The sequence below is a fragment of the Streptomyces sp. MAI_2237 genome (assembly GCF_054189285.1).
Map to the genome: position 1 here is coordinate 991,700 of NZ_JAJPGQ010000001.1, position 26,306 is coordinate 1,018,005.

The following is a 26,306-nucleotide window of genomic DNA, read 5'->3' on the forward strand; positions in this document are numbered from 1 at the left end:
GGGGAATCTCACCTCCGCGTGAAGAGCGGGCGAACTTTCGGAGTTCGCCCGCTCTCGCGCGTACCGATCAGTAACCTGATCGCCCGTGACCAGTCGATACAGAACCTCCGAGGCGTCCCAGCCCCTCAACTCGCTCTCGCCCCGCCGCCGCACGGTCGTCAAGGCCGCGGCGGCGACCGCTGTCCTGGCCGGCCCGCTCGCCGCCGCCCTGCCCGCCCGGGCCGCCGCCGAGACCCCGCAGTTCCTGCACGGCGTCGCCTCCGGCGACCCGCTGCCCGACGGCGTCCTGCTGTGGACCCGCGTCACGCCCACCGCCGAGGCGACGCCCGGCTCCGGGCTCGGCCCGGACACCGAGGTCGGCTGGGTCGTCGCCACGGACCGGGCGCTGACGAACATCGTCGCCAAGGGCTCCGTCACGGCGACCGCCGCCTCCGACCACACCGTCAAGGCGGACATACGAGGTCTGCGCCCGGCCACCGACTACTACTTCCGCTTCTCGGCCGGCGGCACGGACTCCCCGGTGGCGCGCACCCGCACCGCGCCGGCGGCGGACGCTGCCGTGACCTCCCTGCGCTTCGGCGTGGTCTCCTGCGCCAACTGGGAGGGCGGTTACTTCGCCTCGTACCGCCATCTCGCGGACCGGGGCGACCTCGACGCCTGGCTGCATCTCGGCGACTACATCTACGAGTACAAGTCCGGCGAGTACGCGGCCCGCGGCACGGTCGTCCGCCCGCACGCGCCGGCCAACGAGATCCTCACGCTCGCCGACTACCGCACCCGGCACGGCAAGTACAAGACCGACCCGGACCTGCAGGCCCTGCACCTGAAGGCGCCGGTCGTCGCGATCTGGGACGACCACGAGTTCGCCGACAACGCCTGGTCCGGCGGCGCGGTCAACCACACCGAGGGTGCCGAGGGCACCTGGACCGACCGCAAGGCAGCCGCCAAGCAGGCCTACTTCGAGTGGATGCCGGTCCGCCCGGCGATCGCCGGCACCACCTACCGCAGGCTGCGCTTCGGCAAGCTCGCCGACCTGTCGCTGCTGGACCTGCGCTCCTTCCGCTCGCAGCAGGCGTCCTCCGGCTCCGGCTCGGTGGACGACCCGGACCGCACGATCACGGGCCGCGCCCAACTCGACTGGCTGAAGGCCGGGCTGAAGGCGTCCGACACCACCTGGCGGCTGGTCGGCAACTCGGTGATGATCGCGCCGTTCGTCGTCGGCTCGCTCTCCGCGGACCTGCTCAAGCCGATCGCCAAGCTGCTCGGCCTGCCCCAGGAGGGCCTCGCCGTCAACACCGACCAGTGGGACGGCTACACCGACGACCGCCGCGAACTCCTCGCCCATCTGCGGTCCAACGCCATCCGCAACACCGTCTTTCTCACCGGAGACATCCACATGGCGTGGGCCAACGACGTGCCGGTGGACGCCGGCACCTACCCGCTGTCGGCCTCGGCCGCCACGGAGTTCGTCGTCACCTCGGTGACCTCCGACAACCTCGACGACATCGTGAAGGTCCCCGAGGGCACCGTCTCCGCCATCGCAGCGCCGGTCATCAGGGCCGCCAACCGGCACGTCCACTGGGTGGACACCGACCGCCACGGCTACGGCGTCCTGGACATCACCGCCGACCGCGCGCAGATGGACTACTACGTCCTGTCCGACCGCACGGACAGGAACGCGACCTCGACCTGGGTGCGTTCCTACCGCACCCGCTCCGGCACGCAGAAGGTCGAGCGGACCTACGACCCGGTGTAAGAAAATCCGGCGCCCGGAGCAACCGAGCGGATCTTGATTCCATCGAACAAACTGGCGGGCCGCCGAGCTGGTGGCCCGTCAGTTCCGTAGAGATTGGAGTCACATGGCCACCCCCCAGAGTGTCCTGAGGAAGACCGCGGTGCTCGGCGCCGCCCTGGCCCTCGCCGGGATCACCGCCACCGCCCAGGCTCAGGAAGCCTCGGCGGCACCGGCGTACGTGAACCTGACGGTGCTGGACATCCACGGCGCGCCCCTCTACGCCAAGCCCACGTCCTCGTCGACCAGGTTCCGCACGGAGCCGTTCAAGACGACCCTGCGGATCCAGTGCTCGACCACCAAGACCCCCTCGGGGGCACTCTGGTTCCGGCTCTACAACTCCAAGCCGCAGACCTGGGTGTGGTCCGGGCACTTCGAGTCGCTGGTGCACAACCCCAAGGAGTGCTTCCCGGGCTGAGACCGCCGGCTAGAGCGTTTCGAGGAAGCCGAGTGCCACCCGCCAGGTGGCCTCGGCGGCCTCCTCGTCCCAGTCCGGCAGCCCGGGATCGGTGTAGAGGTGACCGGCGCCCGCGTACCGGTAGATCTCCACGTCCGCGCCCGCCCTGCCCATCTGCAGGTACCAGGCGCTCAGCCAGTCGTCCGTCTCGAACGGATCCGGCTCGGCCACGTGCAGCTGGACCGGCAGCTCGTCCACCGCGGCGTTCGGCGCGATGTCCGACGTGCCGTGCAGGAGCAGCAGGCCGCGGGCCTTGTCGTCGCCGAGCGCGAGGGTCTGCGCGATCGAGGCGCCCAGCGAGAAGCCCGCGTACACCAGGCCCCGCTCCGAGTAGGGCGCGGCGGCCAGCACCGCCCGCTTCAGCAGCTCGTCCTTGCCGATCTCGTCCTTGTGGGCCATGCCCTCCTCGACCGTCTCGAACGTGCGCCCGTCGAAGAGGTCCGGGGTCCACACCTCGTGTCCGGCGCCGCGCAACCGGTCCGCGGCCTCGCGCACCGCGGGCCTGAGGCCGTAGGTCGAGTGAAAGAGCATGATGTTCATGAGGCCATGGTGCCAGCCGGGAGAACCGGCGCCGTCCGGCGGCCGTACCCGTTTACCGCCGGAAGTCACATGTTCATGACCCCGCGAGGCCGGTTAGGTTCGCAGGCATGGAGAACGTACTCCGCCCTCTGATCGTGATCGGCGGGTCGGTCCTGCTCACGCTGCTCATCGGCTGGGCCACCGACCTGCTGCTGCGCAAGGCCGACGAACGTGACAGCGAGACACAACTGTGGGGACTGCTGCGGCGCGGCAGGTTCCCCTACCAGCTCGTGCTGTGCGCCGCCCTGCTCAGAGGCTCCTACGACCAGGCCCGGCTGACGCGGGAGCACCGGGTGGCCGTCGGCCAGTTCCTGACCCTGGTCCTCATCGGGGCCGCTGCCTGGCTGGTGATCCGGATCGCCGCGGCGATCGTCGAGACCTCGTACACCCGCTACGCCCGTGCCCACCACGACGCCGCCCGGGTCCGCCGGGTGCGCACCCAGGTGTCGCTGATCATGCGGGTGGTCACCGCGATCGTCGGTGTGGTGGCCGTGGCCGCGATGCTGCTGACGTTCCCCGCGATGCGCGCGGCCGGTGCCTCCCTGCTGGCCTCGGCCGGCATCCTCGGCATCGTCGCCGGTGTCGCCGCCCAGTCGACGCTGAGCAACATGTTCGCCGGGCTGCAGATCGCCTTCGGCGACATGGTGCGCCTGGGCGACACGGTCGTGGTAGACGGCGAGTGGGGCACCGTCGAGGAGATCACGCTGACCTTCCTGACCGTGCGGACCTGGGACGAGCGGCGGATCACCATGCCCGTGTCGTACTTCACCTCGAAGCCGTTCGAGAACTGGTCGCGCGGCACCCCGCAGATGACCGGCATCGTCTACTGGCACCTGGACCACTCGGCGCCGGTCGAGGAGATGCGCGACAAACTCCGCGACATCCTGCGCCAGTGCCCCGCCTGGGACGGACGCGACTACGGCCTCACGGTCACCGACTCGACGCCGAACACCATCCAGGTCCGCGCCCTGGTGACGGCCAAGGACGCGGACGACATCTGGACGGTGCGGGTCACGGTCCGCGAGCAGATGGTCCGCTGGCTGAACGAACGCCACCCGCACGCCCTGCCCCGCGTCAACACGGCGGAGGCGGTGCTGCCGCCGGGTCTGCTGCCGCACCAGGACGGCCACCGCCATCGCGCCTTCGAGACCCCGCGCACGGGGCGCGGCTGAGGCCGCGCGGCGCACGGGGGCGCCGCTCAGTGCCCGCGCTCGGCGCCCCCGTTGACCTGGAGGATCTGCGAGGTCACATGTCCGGCCCCCGGTGACGCGAGCCAGTGCAGGGTCGCGGCGACGTCGCCGGGGGTGCCGGCGCGCCCGTTCGAGGTCTCGGCGACGAGCCGCTCGCGCCGGGCCGGGTCGATCCGCGGCCCGAAGAACTCGGTGTCCTCGATGTACCCCGGCGCCACCACGTTCGCGGTGATCCCGCGCGGCCCCAGCTCCCGCGCCAGATCATGGGCGTACGGATGCAGCGCCGCCTTGGCGCCTGCGTACGCCCCGCTGCCCGATCCCCGGTAGGCGGCGATGGAGCTGACGAACAGCACCCGTCCGCCGGGAGAGGCGAGCCGGTCCTTGAGGGCCTCGGTCAGGAGCACGGCGGTCAGGGTGTTGATGCGGAAGTTGACGGTCCAGGCGTGGGCGACCCCGTCGAGCGGATCCGCGCTCTCGGCCGGCGGCTCCAGCTGTCCGTTGCCCCCGGCACCGTGGACCAGGACGTCCACCGTCCCGAACTCCCGCGCCACGAAGTCCGCGACACCGCGCACGGCGGCCGGGTCGCCGAGATCGGCGGCGTACGTCGAGGCGCCGGGCACGTCGGCCCGCTTCAGCACCTCCTCGCGCCGTCCGAGCAGCAGGACCCGGTCACCGTCCGCCGCGAAGAGCCGGGCCGCCGCGAGCCCGATTCCCGTACCGCCACCGCTGATCACCACGTTGCGAGCCATGATCCGACCCTAGGCACGGGACGCCCCCGTCCCGCAACCGCATTGCGCTCACCGCAGGCTGCGTACGTCGAGATGGCGCAGCACCCGGTCCACGACCTCCGGATCGGCGCCCGGCTCGTTCCGCGCCGCCAGCACCTCGTGCCGGGCGGCGCTCAGCAGCTCGCCCTGGATCCGCCGCATCCGCTTCAGCCGGCGCACCCGCATCTCGTGCGCCTCGCGCCGCTCCTCCTCCCCCAGGTCCGGGCTGATCCGCACGCCGATCTCGAAGGCCCGCCGCAGCATCTGCTCGGACAGCTCCTCCGGCAGCTCCTCGACCTCCTCGATCTCCCGCAGCCGCCGCTTGGCCGCCTTGGCCGCCCGCACGGCGAGCTCCCGCTCGAACTTCTTCTCGCGCTCGGTGTCGGACTGCACGCCGAGCTTCTTCACGAGCCAGGGCAGGGTCAGCCCCTGCAGCACCAGCGTGCCCATGATCACGCCGAAGGCGATGAAGATGATCTCGTCCCGGTCGGGGAAGGCCGACCCGTCGTCCGTCTTCAGCGGGATCGCCAGGGCCAGGGCGACCGAGGCCACGCCCCGCATGCCGGACCACCACATGACGACGGTCTCCCGCCAGCCCGCCGGGATGTCCTCGTCGTGGTCCCGCTTGGCGTGCAGCCGCTGGGTCAGCCAGGTCGCAGGCAGCAGGTACACCAGGCGGACCAGGACGACCACGCCGAGGATCAACGCCGACCAGGCCAGTAGCTCGCCCCACCGCCCGGACGCCGTCCGGATGGCGTTGTGCAGCTCCAGGCCGATCAGCCCGAAGGCGACGCCCGTGACGAGCGTGTCGACGATGTCCCAGAAGGTGTGCCCGGCGAGCCGTGTCATCACGTCGTCGGGGTCGGTGGCGTACTCGGCGAGGAACAGCGCGGTGGTCAGCACGGCGAGCACGCCGGAGCCGTGCATCTCCTCGGCCAGGACGTACGAGGCGTACGGCACCAGCAGCGTCAGGCCGACCTGCAGGGTCGCGTCGCCCAGCAGGTCGAGGAGCCGGTTGGCGCCCCAGCCCAGGGCCACGCCCACCGCGACCGCGACCACGGCGGACAGCACGAGGTCGAGCGCGGCCCGCCCCGCGTGGAACTCCCCGCTGACGGCGGCGGCCACCGCCACGTGGTACAGCACGATCGCCGTCACGTCGTTGAACAGGCCCTCGCCCTCCAGGATGGACACCAGCCGGCGCGGCAGCCCGAGCTGGCCCGCGACCGCCGTGGCGGCGACCGGGTCGGGCGGCGCGACCAGGGCGCCCAGGGCGACGGCGGCGGCGACGGGCAGCCCCGGCACGACGGCGTGCGCGACCGCGGCCACGCACACGGTGGTGACGAAGACCAGCGCCACCGCCAGCAGGAAGATCGGCCGGATGTTCGCCGCGAACTGCCGCCACGAGGTCCGCCGCACGGCCGCGTACAGCAACGGGGGCAGCAGCAGGGGCAGGATCAGATCCGGCGGGACATTGACGTCGGGCACGAAGTCGGCGACGGCGAGGACGATCCCGAGCAGGGTCATCAGGACCGGCGCGGGCAGCCCGAACCGGTCCCCCACCGGCACGCTCAGCACGGCCCCGAGCAACAGCACGAACAGCAGGGCCAACTGATCCACGGTCAGCGCTCCGGAAGATCGACGTCCGACGGGCAGACCTCCAGCCTGCCACGACGCCGACCCGACCTGCGCTTTCGGCCCCCTGCTACAGAGCGCGCCGCATCGCCCGGTGCGCGATGCCCGCCTCCAGGTACTCCGGCCCGTACGCCTCGTACCCGAGGCGCTCGTAGAACCCCAGGGCGTGCGTCTGCGCGTGCAGGTCCACGGCCGTCAGCCCCCGCGCGCGGGCCGCGTCCTCGATGGCCCGGACCAGCGCGACGCCGATTCCCAGGCCGCGCGCCTCCCGGGCGACCGCGAGCCGCCCCAGCGACCCCACGGACAGGTCGCCGCCGACCTTGGCCGCGGCCGCCTCCCCGTGCAGCAGCCGCCCGGTGCCGAGCGTGAACCCGTCCTCCCGCACGGCCAGCACGTGTACGGCCACGGCGTCGTACGCGTCGTACTCGATGTCCTCGGGCACGCCCTGCTCGCCGACGAAGACCTCCTTGCGGACGGCGAAGCAGGCCTCCAGGTCGGCGGGGTCCTCGGCGACGCGCACCGCGTACGCGGGCGTGCCGCTCATCCGTAGGTCTCCTCGCGGACCTGGTCCAGCGCCTTCTGCAGGTCGGCCGGGTAGTCGCTGGAGAACTCCACCCACTGTCCGTCGCCGGGGTGCTCGAAGCCGAGCCGGACGGCGTGCAGCCACTGCCGCGTCAGGTGCAGCCGCTTCGCCAGGGTCGGGTCGGCGCCGTAGGTGAGGTCGCCGACGCAGGGGTGGCGGTGGGCGGCCATGTGGACCCGGATCTGGTGGGTGCGGCCGGTCTCCAGCTTCACGTCGAGCAGGGAGGCGGAGCGGAACGCCTCGATGAGGTCGTAGTGGGTCACGGAGGGCTTGCCCTCGGCTGTGACCGCCCACTTGTAGTCGTGCTGGGGGTGGCGGCCGATGGGCGCGTCGATGGTGCCGCTGGTCGGGTCCGGGTGGCCCTGCACGAGCGTGTGGTAACGCTTGTCGACCGTGCGTTCCTTGAACTGGCGCTTGAGCGAGGTGTACGCGTACTCGGACTTGGCGACGACCATCAGACCGGAGGTGCCGACGTCGAGGCGGTGCACGATGCCCTGGCGCTCGGCGGCGCCGGATGTGGAGATGCGGTAGCCGGCCGCGGCGAGGCCCCCGATGACCGTCGGCCCGGTCCAGCCCGGCGACGGGTGCGCGGCCACGCCCACCGGCTTGACGATCACCACCACGTCGTCGTCGTCGTGCACGATCTCCATGCCCTCGACGGGCTCCGCGACGACCTGCACGGGCGCGGGCGCCTGCGGCATCTCGACCTCGAGCCAGGCGCCGCCGTGCACCCGCTCCGACTTCCCGACCACCGATCCGTCGACCATGACCTTTCCCGCCGCGGCGAGCTCGGCCGCCTTGGTGCGGGAGAAGCCGAACATGCGGGAGATGGCGGCGTCGACGCGCTCGCCCTCCAGGCCGTCGGGCACGGGCAGGGTTCGGATCTCGGGAATCGTGCTCACCCGTCGAGTATGCCGGACACCGCCGGCCGCCCCGACCGTGCCTGTGGAAAACCGGGGCTCAGTCCTTGTGGACGGTGCCGTCCGGGTCGAGGCCCCGGAAGGACAGGAGCACGATCAGCACACCGCCGCAGACGATCGCCGAGTCGGCCAGGTTGAAGACGGCGAAGCCCTTGGGCGCGATGAAGTCGACGACGGCACCCTCGAAGACGCCCGGCGAGCGGAAGATCCGGTCGGTGAGGTTGCCCAGCGCACCGCCGAGCAGCAGGCCGAGCGCGATCGCCCAGGGCAGGCTGTAGAGCTTGCGGGCGAGGCGGACGATCACCACGATCACCGCCGCCGCGATCACCGTGAAGATCACGGTGAAGGCCTCCCCGAAACCGAAGGCCGCGCCCGCGTTGCGGATCGCCTCCAGCTTCAGCCAGTCCCCGACGACCTCGATCGGGGCGTGATGCTCCAGCTTGGCGACCACGAGCAGCTTGCTGCCGAGGTCGAGGAGGTAGGCGAAGGCGGCGACCGCGAACAGCACGGCGATCCTGCGCCTGCCCTCGGGGCGCGCGACCGTGTCCTGCCGCGATGCGGACCCCGCCGCCTCTGGGGTATCCGGCGTACCGATGATGCGCTCCGCCTCTGCCACGTGAGTCCCTCGACCTAGGTACCTGACTGAGGACGAGGGTACGACACGCGCGCGTGAGCACTCAGTACCGGCGTTCCTGCTTCTGCTTGCACTCCACGCACAGGGTGGCCCGCGGGAAGGCCTGCATGCGGGCCTTGCCGATCGGGTTGCCGCAGTTCTCGCACAGGCCGTACGTGCCCGAGTCCAGCCGCTGCAGGGCGTGCTCGGTCTGCGTGAGCATCTCGCGCGCGTTGGCGGCGAGCGCCATCTCGTGCTCGCGTGTGATGTTCTTCGTGCCGGTGTCCGCCTGGTCGTCGCCGGCGCCGTCCCCGGAGTCCCGCATCAGGCCCTGCAGGGCGGCCTCGGAGGAGGAGATCTCGTCGCTCAGCCGCTGCTGCTCGGACTGCAGCTCGGCGCGCGCCTCCTCGACCTCCTCCGTCGTCCAGGGGTCCTCTCCGGGGCGTACCGCCAGCTCGCCCGGCTCCACCGCCGCGGCGAGGCGTGCCTTGGGTACGGCGCTCTTCGCCGCCGTGGCCGTGCCAGGAGTCTTCTTCGCAACCACTGTCGTGGCTCCCGTCTGCTCCGCGGCCTGCGCCGCGCCCGCCTTCTTGGCCGTGCTCTCGTTCTTCTCGCCCGCACTCGCGGGGGCCGCCGCCTTCCCGGCGCCCCCTCCCGCACGCGCCGCCGTCCTCTTGGCGGCTCGCTTCGGCGGAGCGGCCTTCTCGGCGGCGCCCTTGCCGGCCGCCTCCCCGGCCACCGCTTTCGTCGCCGTCTCCTTCTTCGGCACGGCCTTCTTGGCCGCCGGCTTCCTCCCGGCGGCCTTCCTACCCACCCCCGACCGACCGGCACCGGCCTCACCGGGCGCCGCCTTCGCGGTACCCGCAGCTTTCGGGGTGTCCGCCTTACCGACCGCCGCCGTCCTGGCCCCCGACTTAGCGACCGCCGCCTTCGCGGCCCCCGCGGTCCTGGCAGCGCCCGCCGTCTTCGCAGCTCCCGTCGCCTTAGCGGCACCCGCCGTCTTCGCGGCTCCCGCAGCCTTCGCGGCCCCCGTGGCCTTCCCCGCGGCCCGCTTGCTCGTGGGCTTGCCCGTGGGCGCCGGCTCGGCCTCCGGTGGCGGCCCGGAACCCTTCGCCGCAGTGGCCCCCCGCACCCTCTTCACCGGCTCCGCGCTCTGCTCCGCCTTCGCCGCCCCGCCCGCGCGCTCGCCGGCCCCGCCCCGCGCGCTCTTCTTCCCGCTCACATCCTTGGCCGCACCGCCCGGGGCCTGTGTGGACCTGCCGGGCGCCGAATGCTGTACGGCGGTCTTCTTCGCCACCATGGCCGCGGCCCCTTCACATATTGTGATCTTGCACGCGAATCGTGCTGGGACGATAAATCGACTTGAGTCCCGCGGCAACGGGGCACACCGCCCGATTCGCCCGGCTCGCGCATGCCGCTCCGCGAGCCTGCATCCGTTGTGCCCACCTCCTCGCGGCATAATCCGCCGGACCGTGCGTCCCGGAATGCGAACAGGCGTACCGCTCCATTCGGGTCATCTCCGCTCCCCCGGCACCCCTGTCACCAGGGCTGCGAAAACCGGTCGGCCGCTGTCCGCGCGGCGCCGTACACTGGGCGGAGCGAAAAGCGTGGATGGGGACGAGTAGCGGCGTACGCAGCCCAGAGCGACCCGGGGACGGTGGAAGCCCGGGGGCGAGCGCGACGTGAAGATCACCCCGGAGCCGCCGGAAGAAAGCCGCAGCCGCGGCCGTAGAACCGGCATCGCGACCCCAATGAGGGGGCTCATCGGCGCATACCCCGCGCCGGCGGGCCAAGGAGGGTGGTACCGCGGGAGCGCGCCGAAACCGGCGTAGGGAAGCATTCGGCTCTCGTCCCTCCGGACGGAAGGCAGCAAGTCCGCCGGAGGAAGCTCGCTGATGACAACGCCGACGTACCGCCAGGTGCCCGCCCAGGTCGACCTGCCCGCCCTCGAGCACGCCGTGCTCGACTTCTGGCGCGAGCAGAAGATCTTCGCCAAGACCCTGGAGCAGTCCGAGGGCCGCCCCGAGTGGGTGTTCTACGAGGGCCCGCCCACCGCCAACGGCATGCCCGGCGCCCACCACATCGAGGCCCGCGTCTTCAAGGACGTCTTCCCCCGGTTCCGCACCATGCGCGGCCACCACGTGGCCCGCAAGGCCGGCTGGGACTGCCACGGCCTGCCCGTGGAGCTCGCGGTCGAGAAGGAGCTGGGCTTCAGCGGCAAGCCGGACATCGAGAAGTACGGCATCGCCGAGTTCAACGCCAAGTGCCGCGAGTCGGTGACCCGCCACACCGACGCCTTCACCGAGCTGACGACCCGCATGGGCTACTGGGTCGACCTGGACGACGCCTACCGCACGATGGACCCCGAGTACATCGAATCGGTCTGGTGGTCGCTGAAGACGATCTTCGACAAGGGCCTGCTGGTCCAGGACCACCGCGTCGCCCCCTGGTGCCCGCGCTGCGGCACCGGCCTGTCGGACCACGAACTGGCGCAGGGCTACGAGACGGTCGTCGACCCGTCCGTGTACGTCCGTTTCCCGCTCACCTCCGGTCCGCTCGCCGGCGAGGCCGCGCTCCTGGTGTGGACGACGACCCCCTGGACCCTGGTGTCCAACACGGCCGTCGCCGCCCACCCCGACGTCACCTACGTCGTCGCAACGAACGGCGAGGAGAAGCTCGTCGTCGCCGAGCCGCTCGTCGAGAAGGCCCTCGGCGAGGGCTGGGAGACAACCGGCCGGTCCTTCACCGGCGCCGAGATGGAGCGCTGGACGTATCAACGTCCTTTCGAGCTCGTGGAGTTCCCGGAGCCGGCGCACTACGTGGTCAACGCGGAGTACGTCACGACCGAGGACGGCACGGGTCTGGTCCACCAGTCCCCCGCCTTCGGTGAGGACGACCTCAAGGTCTGCCGCGCCTACGGCCTGCCCGTGGTGAACCCGGTCCGCCCGGACGGCACCTTCGAGGAGGACGTCCCGCTCGTCGGCGGCGTCTTCTTCAAGAAGGCGGACGAAAAGCTCACCGAGGACCTCCAGCAGCGCGGCCTCCTCTTCAAGCACATCCCGTACGAGCACAGCTACCCGCACTGCTGGCGCTGCCACACCGCGCTCCTCTACTACGCGCAGCCGTCCTGGTACATCCGCACCACCGCCATCAAGGACCGGCTCCTGCAGGAGAACGAGAACACCAACTGGTTCCCGGACACCGTCAAGCACGGCCGATACGGCGACTGGCTGAACAACAACATCGACTGGGCCCTGTCCCGCAACCGCTACTGGGGCACCCCGCTGCCGATCTGGCGCTGCGAGGACGACCACCTCACGGTCGTCGGCTCCCGCGCCGAGCTCACCGAGCTGACCGGCACCGACCAGTCCGAACTGGACCCGCACCGCCCGTACATCGACGACGTCGCCTTCGCCTGCCCCACGTGCAGCAAGACGGCCACGCGCGTGCCCGAGGTCATCGACGCCTGGTACGACTCAGGGTCCATGCCGTTCGCGCAGTGGGGCTACCCGTACAAGAACAAGGAGTTGTTCGAGAGCCGTTACCCGGCGCAGTTCATCTCCGAGGCCATCGACCAGACCCGCGGGTGGTTCTACACCCTCATGGCCATCGGCACGCTGGTCTTCGACAAGTCGTCGTACGAGAACGTCGTCTGCCTCGGTCACATCCTGGCCGAGGACGGCCGCAAGATGTCCAAGCACCTGGGCAACATCCTGCAGCCGATCCCGCTGATGGACCAGCACGGCGCGGACGCCGTGCGCTGGTTCATGGCGGCGGGCGGCTCGCCGTGGACCGCGCGGCGTGTGGGCCACGGCACCATCCAGGAGGTCGTCCGCAAGACGCTCCTCACCTACTGGAACACGGTCGCCTTCCAGGCCCTGTACGCCCGCACCTCCGACTGGGCGCCCAGTGAGGCGGACCCGGCCCCGGCCGACCGCCCCGTCCTGGACCGCTGGCTGCTGTCCGAACTGCACGCGCTGACCGACCAGGTGACCCAGGCTCTGGAGGCCTACGACACCCAGCGCGCCGGCAAGCTCCTGTCGGCGTTCGTCGACGACCTGTCCAACTGGTACGTCCGCCGCTCGCGCCGCCGCTTCTGGCAGGGCGACAAGGCGGCGCTGCGCACCCTGCACGAGGTCGTGGAGACGGTCACCAAGCTGATGGCCCCGCTGACGCCGTTCATCACCGAGCGCGTCTGGCAGGACCTGGTCGTGCCGGTGACCCCGGGCGCGCCGGAGTCGGTGCACCTGGCCTCCTGGCCCGAGGCGGACCTGACGGCGATCGACCCCGAGCTGTCGAAGCAGATGCTGCTCGTCCGGCGGCTGGTCGAGCTCGGCCGCGCCACGCGCGCGGAGTCGGGCGTCAAGACGCGCCAGCCGCTGTCGCGGGCGCTGGTCGCGGCGGCCGGGTTCGAGTCCCTCGACACCGAGCTGCACGCCCAGATCACCGAGGAGCTGAACGTCTCCTCGCTGGCGTCGCTGTCCGAGGTCGGCGGTTCGCTGGTGGACACCACCGCGAAGGCCAACTTCCGGGCGCTGGGCAAGCGGTTCGGCAAGCGGGTGCAGGACGTGGCCAAGGCCGTCGCGAACGCGGACGCGGCCGCGCTGTCGCTGGCTCTGCGCGAGGGCACGGCGTCGGTGGAGGTCGACGGCGAGACGATCTCGCTCGCCCCCGACGAGGTGATCATCACCGAGACCCCGCGCGAGGGCTGGTCGGTGGCGTCCGACTCCGGTGCGACGGTGGCCCTCGACCTGGAGATCACCGAGGAGCTGCGGCAGGCGGGTCTGGCACGTGACGCGATCCGGCTGATCCAGGAGGCCCGCAAGAACAGCGGGCTGGACGTGGCCGACCGGATCGCCCTGCGCTGGACGTCCACGGACCCCGCGGTCGTCGCGGCGCTGAGCGAGCACACGGGTCTGATCGCCGACGAGGTCCTGGCCACGGACTTCGGGCAGGGTGAGGCGGACGACACGTACGGCTCCGCCTTCACCGACGAGGGGCTGTCCCTGACGTTCCGCCTCCGGAAGGTGTGATCCTCGCCGACGGCGGCCGAAGGGGCGCGGGGAGCCGATCACTCGGCTCCCCGCGCCCCTTTCGCTCGGACGAGTCAACCCGCGTAAAAGGGGCGAGCCCCGGACCGGAGTCCGGGGCTCGCCCCTTTTGAACGCTGCCGACGCCTACGGCGTACTACTCACCGTGCCGCGGCCGTCAGTTGTCGTCCTCGTCGATCAGGAAGCCGCGCATCGGCGACGGCGCCTGACCCATCGGGGACGGGCCCTGCGGGCGGACCGGAGCCATCGGCTGGGTCATCGCCGGGGACATCTGCTGCTGGCCGCCGTAGGACGGGGCAGCGGGGCTCGGCGCACCGCCCATGCTCTGGTTGCCGCCGTAGGACGGGGCGCTCGCGCCGGCCGGTGCCATGGAGGGCGCCGGGGACGGCGGGAGAGAGGCCGTGGCCGGAGTGCGCGGCGGGGCGAGGGAGTCGTCGGCCTGGGTCTCCAGCTGACGCAGCTGCGACTCCAGGTACGACTTCAGACGCGTCCGGTACTCGCGCTCGAAGCCGCGCAGGTCCTCGACCTTGCGCTCCAGCGTGGCGCGGGCGGACTCCAGGGAGCCCATCGCGACGCGGTGCTTCTCCTGCGCGTCCCGCTCCAGCGCGTCGGCCTTGGCACGGGCGTCACGCTCGAGGCCCTCGGCACGCGAACGCGCCTCGCCGACGATCTTGTTGGCCTCGGAACGGGCCTCGGCGATCGCCTGGTCGGCGGTCTGCTGGGCCAGCGACAGGACACGCGCGGCGCTGTCGCCACCGGGGCCCTGACCGGGGCCGCCCATCGGACCGCCCATGGGGCCGCCCATCGGGCCACCCATCTGCTGCTGCATGGGGGGCTGGCCCATGGGGCCGCCCATCTGGCCCTGACCCATGGGGCCCTGACCCATCTGGCCCTGACCCATGGGGCCCTGACCCATCGGACCCTGGCCCATCGGGCCCGGACCCTGCGGGCCGCCCTGTCCGCCGGGACCGGCGGGCAGCTGCGGCGCACCGCTCGGCAGCTGGGGCGGACCACCCATGGGGCCACCCATCTGCTGCTGCGGCGGGCCCGATATGCCGGCCGGCACCGGGGCACCCGGGCCTCGCATTCCCTGCTGAGGCATACCGCCCTGCTGAGGCATGCCGCCCTGCTGGGGCATACCGCCCTGCTGCTGGTCCTGCGGACCGCCGGGACCCTCCGGGGGCTTGCGCATGTTCTGCTGGTTCTGGGCAGCAGCACGCGTCGCCGCGGCCAGTTTGGCGCGCAGGTCCTCGTTCTCGCGGAGCAGGCGGGTCAGTTCGGCTTCGACCTCGTCGAGGAAGGCATCGACCTCGTCCTCGTCATAGCCTTCTCGGAGGCGGACGGTCGTGAACTGCTTGTTCCGCACGTCCTCGGGGGTCAACGGCATCTCTTCACCTCAACGTAGTCGTCGGCATTCGGCAAGACGGTAGGTCACATCGGTCACAGCCGGCTCACGATCGAGATCAGGATGTAGACGATGATCATCAGTACGAAGAAGGACAGGTCGAGCGCCACGCCCCCGAGGCGCAGCGGCGGGATGAACCGCCGCAGAAGCTTGAGCGGTGGGTCGGTGACAGTGTAGGTGGCCTCCAGAACGACCACCATCGCCTTGCCGGGCTGCCATGAGCGGGCGAACTGGAAGACGTAGTCCATGACCAACCGGAAGATGAGCACGATCAGGAAGCACATCAGCGCGATGTAAATGACCTGCAGGACCACGCTCATTGCTGGTGCTTCCCTCTCCCCTGTTTCCGTGCTGCTGGGTACTGCTCGTACTGCTGTTTCCGGTCGTGCGTCTCAGCTCTGGTTGAAGAACCCGCCCTCTGCGATACGGGCCTTGTCCTCCGCCGTGACATCGACGTTAGCAGGCGACAACAGGAACACCTTCTGCGTCACCCGCTCGATGCTGCCGTGAAGACCAAACACCAAACCGGCCGCAAAGTCGACAAGTCGCTTCGCGTCTGTGTCATCCATCTCAGTCAGATTCATGATCACCGGGGTGCCCTCACGGAAGTGTTCCCCGATGGTACGGGCCTCGTTGTAGGTCCGCGGGTGAAGCGTGGTGATCCGGTAAGGCTCTCGTTCGGACACGACCTTGGGCATGATCACCGGTACGTTCTTCTCCAGACTTGCGCGTTCTTGTGTGATGGACGCCACGGGCGCGATGCGCGCCGGACGGCCGGATTCCGCGGGTAGCGAAGCGGAACGGGCGACCGGTTCACGCGGCACGGAGGGCTGCACGATTCGCACCTCTTCGTCCCTTTGGGACTGATGTGCGGCGTGAGACTGGTGCGACGGCTCGTGCCGTCGGTGATCGCGCTCCGGTTCGGGGTCGAGTTCGGGCTCGAAGTCGTCATCGGGGTCGAATCCCCTGCCGTCGTACCCATCGTCCTCCACGAGGCCGAGGTAGACCGCCATCTTGCGCATCGCGCCGGCCATGCTCTGAGTCCTCCGCTCTGTGGTGGATCGACTGACGACTGCCAAGTGCCCGCGATCCACGAGGCCGTTGTGCCCGCCTTTCGGCGGCATTGACCATATTTTCTGCTGTGGTCCGACTTCCTGGCGACGTTACCCGAGCCGTGCGCGGACTCCGAGTACCGCGGTGCCGACGCGTACATGTGTCGCTCCGGCCGCCACGGCCTGCTCGAGGTCCGCGCTCATTCCTGCCGAGACCATGTTCGCAGCCGGATGGGCCCGGCGCAGGTCGGTCGACAAATCCATCAACCGCTCGAACGCCGCCTGTTCGCGTCCCGCGTAAGGTCCGGTGAGCGGCGCGACGGTCATCAGACCCGCCAGCCGCAGCCCGGGCGCCCGCGCCACGAGATCGCCCAACTCTTCTGTTCCGCCCGGTCCCACACCCCCGCGCTCCCCGCGCCCGCTCTCCCCCGCGTCCAGGGCGACCTGGATCAGACAGCCCAGTTCCCGCCCCTGCCGCTCCGCCTCCCGGGACAGTGCGGTCACCAGCCGGGCGCGGTCGACGGACTGCACCATATCGGCATAACCGACCACGGATCGAACCTTGTTGGTCTGCAACTGGCCAACAAAGTGCCAAGTCAACGGCAGATCCGAGCAGGCGGCGGCCTTGGGGGCGGCGTCCTGGTCCCGGTTCTCGGCGACGTGCCGCACGCCGAGCTCCGCCAGGATCCGCACATCACTCGCCGGGTAGGTCTTGGTGACCACGATCAGGGTCACCTCGTCCCGCGCCCGGCCGGCGGCCGCGCAGGCGTCGGCGATACGACGCTCCACCTTCGCCAGGTTCGCGGCGAGTTCGTCCTTACGGTCCGTCATGTCCCTCAGTCCAGCCAGACATATCCCGCGAGTCGCCCCGTGGTGCGGTCGCGTCGGTACGAGAAGTGATCGGCCGACTCCCGCGTGCACGCCGGTGACTGCCACCGGTCGCGCACCCCGAGCCGGTCGAGCTGCGCGTGCACTCCGGCGGTCACGTCGACCGCGGGCGTGCCCCAGCTCGTCTCGGCGTACGCCGCCGGCTCGACCGCGGCCACCTCGGCGCGCATCTGCTCGGGCACCTCGTAGCACCGGCCGCAGACGGCGGGTCCGGTGCGGGCGACGATCCGGGCGGGGTCGGCGCCGAGTTCGGTCATCGCGCGTAGCGCGGCCGGGACGACACCGGCGACCATGCCGGGCCGGCCCGCGTGCGCCGCGGCGACGACCCCGGCGACCGGGTCGGCGAGCAGAACGGGCGTGCAGTCGGCGGTGAGGACGGCGAGGGCGAGTCCGCGCCGCGTGGTGACGATCGCGTCGACCTCGGGCACGGGGCTGTCGCCCCACGGTCCGTCGACCACGGCCACCTCCGCACCGTGCACCTGGTTCATCCAGACCACGTTCGCCGGGTCGAGGCCGAGGGACCCCGCCGCCAGCTCCCGGTTGGTGCGTACGGCGTCGGGGTCGTCGCCGACCGCTCCGCCGAGGTTGAGCTCCTCGTACGGAACGGCGCTCACCCCGCCCCACCGGTCGGTGAAGGCGAAGTGCGCGCCGCTCACGGTGTCGCGCTGCTTTGTCACGTCAGAAGGATCACTTGAGGAAGTCCGGTACGTCCAGCTCCTCGGCGGCGCTGTCGGTGTACGACCGCGACGGCGGGACCGGCGGGGCGACCGGGAGGTCGGCGACCGGCTCGGGAGCGGGCTCCGGGTCCTCCTTCGGCGTGACACTGCCGAGCGAGCCGAAGCTCGGGCGGGACTCGGGCTGCCGTACCGGAGTGGGCTCCTCGCGGCGGGCGGAGGACGAGGACGAGCCCATGACGGTCTCCCGGCGGGCCGGCGGCTGGCCGCCGTCGAAGCCGGCCGCGATCACGGTGACCCGGACCTCGTCGCCGAGCGCGTCGTCGATGACCGCGCCGAAGATGATGTTGGCCTCGGGGTGGGCGGCCTCGCTCACCAGCTGGGCGGCCTCGTTGATCTCGAACAGGCCGAGATCGCTTCCGCCGGAGATGGAGAGCAGCACACCGCGGGCGCCGTCGATGGACGCCTCCAGCAGCGGCGAGGAGATGGCCATCTCGGCCGCGGCCACCGCGCGGTCGTCGCCGCGGGCCGAGCCGATGCCCATGAGGGCCGAACCGGCCTCGGACATGACCGACTTGACGTCGGCGAAGTCGAGGTTGATGAGGCCGGGGGTGGTGATGAGGTCGGTGATGCCCTGGACACCGGAGAGCAGGACCTGGTCGGCCGACTTGAAGGCGTCGAGCACCGAGACCTGGCGGTCCGAGATGGACAGCAGCCGGTCGTTCGGGATGACGATGAGGGTGTCGACCTCTTCGCGGAGTTCGGCGATGCCGTCCTCGGCCTGGTTGGCCCGGCGCCGTCCCTCGAAGGTGAACGGGCGGGTGACCACGCCGATGGTGAGGGCGCCCAGGGAGCGGGCGATGTTGGCGACGACGGGCGCGCCGCCGGTGCCGGTGCCGCCGCCTTCACCGGCGGTCACGAAGACCATGTCGGCCCCCTTGAGGACCTCCTCGATCTCCTCGCGGTGGTCCTCGGCGGCCTTGCGGCCGACGGCCGGGTTGGCTCCGGCGCCGAGTCCGCGGGTGAGTTCGCGACCGACGTCGAGCTTGACGTCGGCGTCGCTCATCAACAGCGCCTGCGCGTCGGTGTTGATGGCGATGAACTCGACGCCCTTGAGACCGACCTCGATCATCCGGTTGATGGCATTGACACCACCGCCGCCGACACCGATGACTTTGATGACTGCGAGGTAGTTCTGCGGTGCTGCCACGTCGAAGGCCTCTCGCCTCGAGTTACGTGTCGCCGTTTCGCGGGTGAGTGCGATCCGACGACTGATGCCGATTGGGACGGTCCATAGCGCCGACCCGAACCCTAACGTTGAAGTTTAGGGTTACCAGTGTGACTGTTCGCTGGAGTCTTCCGAACAGGACACTAAGTCGACAAGTGGCGCACGTTCAACGAACACGCCGAACCTCCCGTTTTTCTTTTCACCCTATGTGATCAGCCATAGCGCTGCCCAACCAGGGTGCTGGCCTGCGCGGATGTGCGTCAACTCCCCGATGACGCCGGGGCGGTGGGAACGGAGACGTCGAAGTGCCGCGCATCCGGAGCCGCTTTCATGAGAGCGGTGAGCGTACGGGCCTTCAGGGCGCCCCTCTCGGAACTCCCCCACGCCACGGTCCGGCCCCCGCTCAACAGCAGCAGGATGTCGTCGTAGGAACGCACTTCGACGGTCGCGGTCTCGCGTGCCACGGCCGCCGGAACGGCGTCGGCGACGCGCACCGCCTCACGCACCAGACGGGCCTCGCCGAAGCGCCGCAGGCTCGCGGCGGCGGAACCCCGGGCGAGCCTCAATTCCAGTGCCGGCACGCTTTTCGGTGCCCGGGAAACCGTGGCGAAACGGACACCTTCATCGTCCACTTCGACGAACTTTCCGCCCTTTTGGACAATCAGAACCGGAGTGCGCTCAACCACTTTCAGGCCGATTCCGTGGGGCCAGGAACGGACCACGTCCACCGTGTGGATCCGCGGCAGTTTCGCGCGCAGCCTCGCCTCGATCCCGCCGGTGTCGACGGAGATCAGCGGCGCCCCGACGGGGACCTCGGCCGCCTCGCGCACCTGCGTGGGCGTCAGGACCTGGGTGCCGGAGACGGACACCCGCTCCACGCGGGTCCACGAGGAGCCGTACAACACCCAGACGGTGCCCGCGCCGAGAAGAACCAGCACCACGGCAAGAATGATGATCGTACGAACGCGGGGCGGCTTCAGTCGCCTCAACCGCCGGGCAAGGGGCGGGCCGGACGACTCCTGCTGACGTTCACCACGCTCGGCGGTGGTCGGTCCGGCCACGCTCCCTGCCCTTCGCTCATGCGGTCCTAGTGCTGTGCACGGTGGGCGGCGATCGCCTCGTACACCATGCCGACGAGCAGGTCGTCGGCGTCCCGGCGGCCGAACTCGGCCGCGGCGCGGGACATCTCGTACAGCCGGTGCGGGTCGGCGAGCACGGGCAGGACGTTCGCCCGCACCCAGTCGGGCGTCAGCTCCGCGTCGTCGACCAGCAGTCCACCGCCGGCCTTGACCACCGGCTGGGCGTTCAGCCGCTGTTCGCCGTTGCCGATGGGCAGCGGGACGTAGGCGGCCGGGAGCCCGACGGCGGAGAGTTCGGCGACGGTCATCGCGCCCGCGCGGCAGAGCATCATGTCGGCAGCGGCGTACGCGAGGTCCATCCGGTCCAGGTAACTTACCGGGATGTAGGGGGGCATCCCTGGCATCTGCTGCACCTGCGGCAGTTCGTTCTTCGGGCCGACCGCGTGCAGGATCTGGATGCCGGCCTGCTGCAGCCACGGCGCGACCTGCTGGACGACCTCGTTGAGGCGGCGGGCGCCCTGCGAGCCGCCGGAGACCAGCAGGGTGGGCAGGTTGGGGTCGAGGCCGAACATGTGCCGAGCCTCGGGCCGGGCCGCGGCCCGGTCCAGGGTGGCGATGGTGTGGCGCAGCGGGATCCCGATGTAGCGGGAGTTGCGCAGCTTGCTGTCCGGGGTGGCGACGGCCACCTGGGCGGCGTACCGGGACCCGATCTTGTTGGCCAGGCCGGGGCGGGCGTTGGCCTCGTGGATCACGATCGGCACGCCGAGGCGCTTGGCGGCGAGGTAGCCGGGCAGCGCGACGTACCCGCCGAAGCCGACCACGGCGTCCGCCTTGGTGCGCTCGAGGATCTGCTCGGTCGCCTTGATCGTGCCGCGCAGCCGGCCCGGAACGGTGATCAGCTCGGGGGTGGGCTTGCGCGGCAGGGGTACGGCGGGGATCAGCGCCAGCTCGTAGCCCCGCTGTGGTACGAGCTTGGTCTCCAGGCCGCGCTCCGTGCCCAGGGCCGTGATCCCCACGGTCGGGTCCTGCCTGCGCAGGGCGTCCGCGAGGGCGAGCGCGGGCTCGATGTGGCCGGCGGTCCCCCCACCGGCGAGTACGACATGCACCGAAATTCACCGCTCTCCGGACGAACGCGCCGCCGAGGCACGCCGTCGCATCGTGTTCCATCTCCGAGGCCCCCGGTCCCGCACGGCGCCTCCCGCCCGCTTTCTACCAAAGCGGGGTTGCCGCAAGGAAAGCGCCGCCCGCGCAGCGGGCTCGTCACGCGCGAACGCGATCAGCAGCCCGATGGCGAACATGGTCGGCAGCAGGGCGGATCCCCCGTAGGAGAACAGCGGGAGGGGGACTCCGGCGATCGGCAGCAGGCCGAGCACCGCACCGATGTTGATCACCGCCTGAGCGGTGATCCAGGTGGTCACGCCTCCCGCGGCATACCTGACGAAGGGGTCCTCCGTGCGTCCGGCCACGCGGATACCCGCATAGCCTAGAGCCGCGAAGAGGGCGAGTACCGACAGCGTCCCCGCCAGGCCCAGTTCCTCACCGGTGACGGCGAAGATGAAGTCCGTGTGCGCCTCGGGGAGTTGCCCCCATTTCTCCACACTCGCACCGAGCCCGGAACCGAAGATTCCGCCGGATGCGAGCGCGTAGATCCCGTGCACGGCCTGCCAGCAGTCGGCGACCCCGGACTTGGGTTCCGTGGCGCCGATGCAGGCCAGGCGGGCCATGCGGTTGGGGCTGGTCTTGATCAGGATCACACCGAGGGTGGCGGCGACCGACAGCACGCCGACGAAGAGGCGGGTGGGCGCCCCGGCCAGCCACAGCAGGCCGAACAGGATCGCCGTGAGGATGATCGCCGTACCCATGTCGCCGCCGAGCATGATCAGGCCGAGCAGCAGAAAGGCGACGGGCACGAGTGGCACCAGCATGTGCTTCCACTGGTTGAGCAGGTTCTTGTCCTGCTTGCGGGCCAGCAGGTCGGCGCTCCACAGGACCAGGGCGAGCTTGCCGAACTCGCTGGGCTGGATCTGGAAGGAGCCGCCGAGCGAGATCCAGTTCTGGTTGCCGTTGACCGACATCCCTATCCCCGGCACCTGCACCAGGGCCATCAGGAAGACGGCGCCCGCGAGGATCGGATAGGCCAGCGCGCGGTGCAGCTTGACCGGCATCCGGGAGGCGACCAGCAGCAGGACGCCGCCGATGACGGCCGCGAGGAGCTGCTTGCGGAAGAAGTAGGAGCCCGGCAGGGACATCTGCAGCGCGGTGATCTGGGAGGCCGAGTAGACCATCACCAGACCGAGCACGGTGATCAGGAAACTGCCGCCGGCGATCAGGTAGTAGGCGGTCAGCGGCCGGTCCCAGGCGCGCTTGGCGTTGAGGTACGCGCGCAGCACCGGGTTGTCGCGGGGCGGCCGGGGACCGGCGGGGCGTCGGACGGCCCGTTGCACGGGCGGCCGTCCGGTACGGCTACTGGGCATCAGACGCCTCCGCTACGTCGGTCAGGCGCCGAGTTCGCGAACCGCCTCCGCGAACGCGTCACCGCGCTTGTTGTAGTTGGCGAACATGTCCATCGAGGCACAGGCGGGGGCCAGCAGCACCGTGTCGCCTTCGGCCGCGAGCCGCTTCGCCTCCTGGACAGCCGCGAGCATCGCACCAGTGTCGGTCCGGTCGAGGTCGACGACGGGCACTTCCGGCGCGTGTCGCGCGAGCGCTTCGCGGATGAGAGCGCGGTCCGCGCCGATGAGCACGGCGCCGCGAAGTCGCTTTGCCGACTTGGCGACCAGCTCGTCGAAGGTCGCGCCCTTGGCGAGCCCGCCCGCGATCCACACGATGGACTCGTAGGCCGCCAACGAGGCTTCCGCGGCGTGCGTGTTGGTGGCCTTGGAGTCGTCCACGTAGGCGACCCCGTCGACGTCGGCCACGTGCGCGATGCGGTGCGCGTCCGGCGTGAAGTTCCTCAGGCCGTCGCGTACGGCCTTGGCGGGCACCCCGAAGGCGCGCGCGAGGGCCGCCGCCGCAAGGGCGTTGGCGATGTTGTGCGGGGCCGGCGGGTTCACGTCGGAGACCTCGGCGAGCTCCTGGGCGTTCTTGTGCCGGTTCTCCACGAAGGCGCGGTCGACCAGGATGCCTTCGACGACGCCGAGTTGGGAGGGTCCGGGGGTGCCGAGGGTGAAGCCGATCGCCCGGCAGCCCTCCTCGACGTCGGCCTCGCGGACCAGGTCCTCGGTGGCCTTGTCGGCGACGTTGTAGACGCAGGCGACCCGATTGCTCTCGTAGATGCGGCCCTTGTCGCGCGCGTACGCCTCCATCGAGCCGTGCCAGTCGAGGTGGTCGGGGGCGAGGTTGAGCACCGCCGCCGAGTGGGCCCGCAGGGACGGCGCCCAGTGGAGCTGGTAGCTCGACAACTCCACGGCCAGGACGTCGTACCGCTCCTCGCCGAGCACCGCGTCCAGCAGCGAGACGCCGATGTTGCCGACGGCCGCCGTGCGCAGGCCCGCCGCCTTCAGGATCGACGCCAGCATCTGCACGGTGGTGGTCTTGCCGTTGGTGCCGGTGACGGCGAGCCAGGGGGCCGCGTCGGGGCCCCTGAGCCGCCAGGCGAGTTCGACGTCGCCCCAGATGTCGACGCCGGCCGCGCGGGCCGCCTCGAACAGCGGCTTGTCCGGCTTCCAGCCGGGCGCGGTGACGACCAGTTCGGTGCCCTCGGGCAGGGTCGCGCCGTCGCCGAGGCGCACGGTGACGCCCAGCGCCTCGAGTTCGGCGGCCTGTTCCCGCGCGCGTGCGTCGTCGCCGTCGTTGACGACCGTGACGATCGCGCCGCGCGCGTGCAGCACCTTGGCCGCCGGGATGCCGGAGACGCCGAGCCCGGCGACGGTGACGTGCTTGCCCTGGAACTCCGAGGATCCTTCAGGCACCGAGGAGGTCACTTGTCCGCTGCCCATCCCGCGTAGAAGAGGCCCAGTCCGACGATGACGCAGATGCCCTGGATGATCCAGAAGCGGACCACGACCAGGACCTCGGACCAGCCCTTGAGTTCGAAGTGGTGCTGCAGGGGCGCCATCCGGAAGACGCGCTTGCCGGTGAGCCGGAAGGAGCCGACCTGGATGACGACCGACATGGTGATGAGGACGAACAGACCGCCCATGATGGCAACCAGCAGCTCCGTGCGGGAGCAGATGGCCAGACCGGTCAGGACACCGCCGAGGGCGAGCGAACCGGTGTCGCCCATGAAGATCTTGGCCGGCGAGGTGTTCCACCACAGGAAGCCGAGACAGGCGCCCATCAGCGCGGAGGCGATGACCGCGAGGTCCAGCGGGTCGCGCACCTCGTAGCAGGCGCCCGGGTTGGTGAGGGTCTGCGCGTTGGCGCAGGACTCCTGGAACTGCCAGACGCCGATGAAGGTGTAGGCACCGAAGACGAGCACGGAGGCGCCGGTGGCCAGGCCGTCCAGACCGTCCGTCAGGTTCACGCCGTTCGACATCGCGAGGATCATGAACAGCGCCCAGACCACGAACAGCACCGGGCCGATGGTCCAGCCGAAGTCCGTGATGAACGACAGCTTGGTGGACGCCGGGGTGTTGCCGCGGGCGTCGGAGAACTGCAGCGCGAGCACCGCGAAGCTGATGCCGACGATGAGCTGGCCGGCCATCTTCGCCTTGGCCCGCAGGCCCAGCGAACGCCGCTTGACGATCTTGATGTAGTCGTCCAGGAAGCCGACCAGACCCATGCCGCACATCAGGCCGAGCACCAACAGGCCCGAGTAGGTGGGCGGCTGACCGGTGATCACCTTGGACAGGAAGTAGGCGGCGACGGTGGCCAGGATGAAGGCGATACCGCCCATCGTCGGCGTACCGCGCTTGCTGGCGTGCTCGCGCGGGCCGTCGTCACGGATGTACTGGCCGTAGCCCTTGCGCGCCAGCAGCTTGATCAGCAGCGGGGTGCCGACCAGCGTCAGAAAGAGACCGATGACGCCCGAGAACAGGATCTGCTTCATCATCGGGCATCAGCCCCACCCGCGGCACCGGTCTCGAGCAGCGCCTGCGCCACGCTCTCGAGCCCCACCGACCGGGACGCCTTCACGAGCACGACGTCCCCCGGGCGCAACTCGCTGCGCAACAGGTCGATCGCCGCCTGTGCGTCGGACACGTGCACCGACTCCTCACCCCACGAACCCTCGTTATATGCGCCCAGTTGCAGCCAGGACGCTTCCCTGCCCCCGACCGCGACGAGCTTGCCGACATTGAGCCGGACGGCGAGCCGTCCGACCGCGTCGTGCTCGGCGAGCGCCTCGTCCCCGAGCTCGGCCATCTTGCCGAGCACCGCCCAGGTCCGGCGTCCTTTGCCCATGGCCGCGAGCGCGCGCAGGGCGGCTCGCATGGACTCGGGGTTCGCGTTGTAGGCGTCGTTGACGATGGTCACGCCGTCCGGTCGCTCGGTGACCTCCATACGCCAGCGGGAGAGGGAGTCCGCCTCGGAGAGCGCGGTGGCGATCTCTTCCGCGGACATGCCCAGCTCATGGGCGACGGCGGCCGCGGCGAGCGCGTTCGACACGTGGTGCTCACCGTACAGGCGCATGGTCACGTCGCTTGCACCGGAGGGTGTGTGGAGCCTGAACGCGGGCTGTCCCGTGTCCGTGAGTCGCACGTTCTCGGCGCGTACGTCCGCTTCGTCGCTCTCACCGAAGAAGACCACCCTGGCCTTCGTGCGGGACGCCATGGCCCGTACGAAGGGGTCGTCCGCGTTGAGGATCGCGGCGCCGTCCTCCGGCAGGGCCTCCACGAGTTCGCCCTTGGCCTGCGCGATCTGCTCGCGTCCGCCGAACTCCCCGATGTGGGCGCTGCCGACGTTGAGCACGAGGCCGATCCGCGGCGGGGTCAGCTCGGTGAGGTAGCGGATGTGGCCGATGCCGCGGGCGCCCATCTCCAGCACGAGGAACTTCGTCTCCTCGGTGGCGGACAGGGCGGTGAGCGGCAGGCCGATCTCGTTGTTGAGCGAGCCGGGCGTGAACACCGTCGGCGCCTTGCGCTGGAGGACCTGGGCGATCAGGTCCTTGGTGCTGGTCTTGCCCGCCGAGCCGGTGAGGGCCACGAGGGTCGCGCCGAGCCGTCGTACGACATGCCGCGCGAGGGCGCCGAGGGCGCTCTGGACGTCGTCGACGACGATCGCGGGGACGCCGACGGGCCGGGACGCGAGGACGGCGACCGCGCCCGCCTCCACGACCTGCCGGGCGTAGTCGTGGCCGTCGACGCGTTCGCCGACGAAGGCGACGAACAGGCTGCCGGGCTCCACCTGGCGGGAGTCCCGGACGACCGGAGCGGTGACCTGGACGGCCGGATCCGGTATGTCGTGCGTCTGCCCGCCGACGACTTCTGCGATCTCGGCGAGAGAGAGGGCGATCAC

At 70.7% G+C, this 26,306-nt stretch carries 23 protein-coding genes; 4 read left to right on the forward strand and 19 right to left on the reverse strand.

The window, feature by feature from the left end; genetic code table 11:
- Window positions 1-85: 85 nt before the first annotated feature.
- The gene (locus LN251_RS04640) at window positions 86-1,756 is read left to right on the forward strand and encodes an alkaline phosphatase D family protein (protein ID WP_458243209.1); all 1,671 of its coding nucleotides are present in this window, start codon (window positions 86-88) and stop codon (window positions 1,754-1,756) included.
- A 103-nt stretch (window positions 1,757-1,859) separates the two neighbouring features.
- On the forward strand, window positions 1,860-2,210 hold the full coding sequence (locus tag LN251_RS04645; protein WP_458243210.1) for a hypothetical protein: 351 nt from the start codon (window positions 1,860-1,862) through the stop codon (window positions 2,208-2,210).
- 9 nt (window positions 2,211-2,219) lie between these two features.
- On the opposite strand, the gene LN251_RS04650 is transcribed toward LN251_RS04645, so the two are convergent.
- The gene (locus tag LN251_RS04650; RefSeq protein ID WP_249834773.1) at window positions 2,220-2,789 is read right to left on the reverse strand and encodes a dienelactone hydrolase family protein; all 570 of its coding nucleotides are present in this window, start codon (window positions 2,787-2,789) and stop codon (window positions 2,220-2,222) included.
- A 107-nt stretch (window positions 2,790-2,896) separates the two neighbouring features.
- Between LN251_RS04650 and LN251_RS04655 the strand changes: the two genes are divergently transcribed.
- Window positions 2,897-4,000: a mechanosensitive ion channel family protein gene (locus LN251_RS04655; protein WP_458243211.1), complete on the forward strand. Its 1,104-nt coding sequence runs from the start codon at window positions 2,897-2,899 to the stop codon at window positions 3,998-4,000.
- Window positions 4,001-4,026: 26 nt separating this feature from the next.
- On the opposite strand, the gene LN251_RS04660 is transcribed toward LN251_RS04655, so the two are convergent.
- The 6 genes from LN251_RS04660 to LN251_RS04685 all read right to left on the reverse strand — a co-directional run bounded on the left by LN251_RS04660 (window position 4,027) and on the right by LN251_RS04685 (window position 9,833).
- Window positions 4,027-4,767: an SDR family NAD(P)-dependent oxidoreductase gene (locus tag LN251_RS04660; RefSeq protein ID WP_404158445.1), complete on the reverse strand. Its 741-nt coding sequence runs from the start codon at window positions 4,765-4,767 to the stop codon at window positions 4,027-4,029.
- 48 nt (window positions 4,768-4,815) lie between these two features.
- Window positions 4,816-6,402 (reverse strand): Na+/H+ antiporter, encoded by a 1,587-nt coding sequence (locus LN251_RS04665; protein ID WP_458243212.1) that lies wholly within the window; start codon window positions 6,400-6,402, stop codon window positions 4,816-4,818.
- Between the two features lie 85 nt (window positions 6,403-6,487).
- A complete protein-coding gene (locus LN251_RS04670; protein ID WP_458243213.1) occupies window positions 6,488-6,961 on the reverse strand; it encodes a GNAT family N-acetyltransferase in 474 nt (157 codons plus the stop codon).
- Complete coding sequence (locus tag LN251_RS04675; protein WP_058925852.1) at window positions 6,958-7,902, reverse strand: RluA family pseudouridine synthase; 945 nt, start codon at window positions 7,900-7,902, stop codon at window positions 6,958-6,960. Before LN251_RS04675 ends, LN251_RS04670 begins: the two co-directional genes overlap by 4 nt.
- A 58-nt stretch (window positions 7,903-7,960) precedes the next feature.
- A complete protein-coding gene (lspA, locus tag LN251_RS04680; protein ID WP_362989194.1) occupies window positions 7,961-8,536 on the reverse strand; it encodes a signal peptidase II in 576 nt (191 codons plus the stop codon).
- Between the two features lie 61 nt (window positions 8,537-8,597).
- Entirely contained in the window at window positions 8,598-9,833 is a 1,236-nt protein-coding gene (locus LN251_RS04685; protein WP_458243214.1) for a TraR/DksA C4-type zinc finger protein, read from the reverse strand.
- A 595-nt stretch (window positions 9,834-10,428) separates the two neighbouring features.
- Between LN251_RS04685 and ileS the strand changes: the two genes are divergently transcribed.
- Window positions 10,429-13,566 (forward strand): isoleucine--tRNA ligase, encoded by a 3,138-nt coding sequence (gene ileS / locus LN251_RS04690; protein ID WP_458243215.1) that lies wholly within the window; start codon window positions 10,429-10,431, stop codon window positions 13,564-13,566.
- 175 nt (window positions 13,567-13,741) lie between these two features.
- On the opposite strand, the gene LN251_RS04695 is transcribed toward ileS, so the two are convergent.
- From LN251_RS04695 to LN251_RS04750, 12 genes are all read right to left on the reverse strand, one after another.
- Complete coding sequence (locus tag LN251_RS04695; protein ID WP_458243216.1) at window positions 13,742-14,971, reverse strand: DivIVA domain-containing protein; 1,230 nt, start codon at window positions 14,969-14,971, stop codon at window positions 13,742-13,744.
- A gap of 53 nt (window positions 14,972-15,024) precedes the next feature.
- The gene (locus LN251_RS04700) at window positions 15,025-15,309 is read right to left on the reverse strand and encodes a YggT family protein (protein ID WP_058925847.1); all 285 of its coding nucleotides are present in this window, start codon (window positions 15,307-15,309) and stop codon (window positions 15,025-15,027) included.
- Between the two features lie 72 nt (window positions 15,310-15,381).
- Window positions 15,382-16,023, reverse strand: a complete 642-nt coding sequence (locus LN251_RS04705; RefSeq protein WP_458243217.1) for a cell division protein SepF — start codon at window positions 16,021-16,023, stop codon at window positions 15,382-15,384.
- 129 nt (window positions 16,024-16,152) lie between these two features.
- Window positions 16,153-16,872 carry a YggS family pyridoxal phosphate-dependent enzyme gene (locus tag LN251_RS04710; protein ID WP_458243218.1) on the reverse strand — a complete coding sequence of 240 codons (720 nt, stop codon included), beginning with the start codon at window positions 16,870-16,872 and terminating at the stop codon, window positions 16,153-16,155.
- 5 nt (window positions 16,873-16,877) lie between these two features.
- On the reverse strand, window positions 16,878-17,606 hold the full coding sequence (gene pgeF, locus LN251_RS04715) for a peptidoglycan editing factor PgeF (protein WP_458243219.1): 729 nt from the start codon (window positions 17,604-17,606) through the stop codon (window positions 16,878-16,880).
- 10 nt (window positions 17,607-17,616) lie between these two features.
- Window positions 17,617-18,813 (reverse strand): cell division protein FtsZ, encoded by a 1,197-nt coding sequence (ftsZ, locus tag LN251_RS04720; protein WP_058925844.1) that lies wholly within the window; start codon window positions 18,811-18,813, stop codon window positions 17,617-17,619.
- 278 nt (window positions 18,814-19,091) lie between these two features.
- On the reverse strand, window positions 19,092-19,892 hold the full coding sequence (locus LN251_RS04725) for a cell division protein FtsQ/DivIB (RefSeq protein ID WP_458243220.1): 801 nt from the start codon (window positions 19,890-19,892) through the stop codon (window positions 19,092-19,094).
- A gap of 26 nt (window positions 19,893-19,918) precedes the next feature.
- Window positions 19,919-21,016 (reverse strand): undecaprenyldiphospho-muramoylpentapeptide beta-N-acetylglucosaminyltransferase, encoded by a 1,098-nt coding sequence (gene murG / locus LN251_RS04730; protein ID WP_058925842.1) that lies wholly within the window; start codon window positions 21,014-21,016, stop codon window positions 19,919-19,921.
- A gap of 6 nt (window positions 21,017-21,022) precedes the next feature.
- Entirely contained in the window at window positions 21,023-22,384 is a 1,362-nt protein-coding gene (gene ftsW / locus LN251_RS04735; protein ID WP_458243221.1) for a putative lipid II flippase FtsW, read from the reverse strand.
- Window positions 22,385-22,405: 21 nt separating this feature from the next.
- Entirely contained in the window at window positions 22,406-23,848 is a 1,443-nt protein-coding gene (murD, locus tag LN251_RS04740) for a UDP-N-acetylmuramoyl-L-alanine--D-glutamate ligase (protein ID WP_458243222.1), read from the reverse strand.
- Window positions 23,830-24,903, reverse strand: coding sequence for a phospho-N-acetylmuramoyl-pentapeptide-transferase (mraY, locus tag LN251_RS04745; protein ID WP_174267309.1), 1,074 nt, complete (start codon window positions 24,901-24,903; stop codon window positions 23,830-23,832). The genes murD and mraY overlap by 19 nt, the downstream gene beginning before the upstream one ends.
- Window positions 24,900-26,306, reverse strand: a complete 1,407-nt coding sequence (locus LN251_RS04750) for a UDP-N-acetylmuramoyl-tripeptide--D-alanyl-D-alanine ligase (protein ID WP_458243223.1) — start codon at window positions 26,304-26,306, stop codon at window positions 24,900-24,902. The genes mraY and LN251_RS04750 overlap by 4 nt, the downstream gene beginning before the upstream one ends.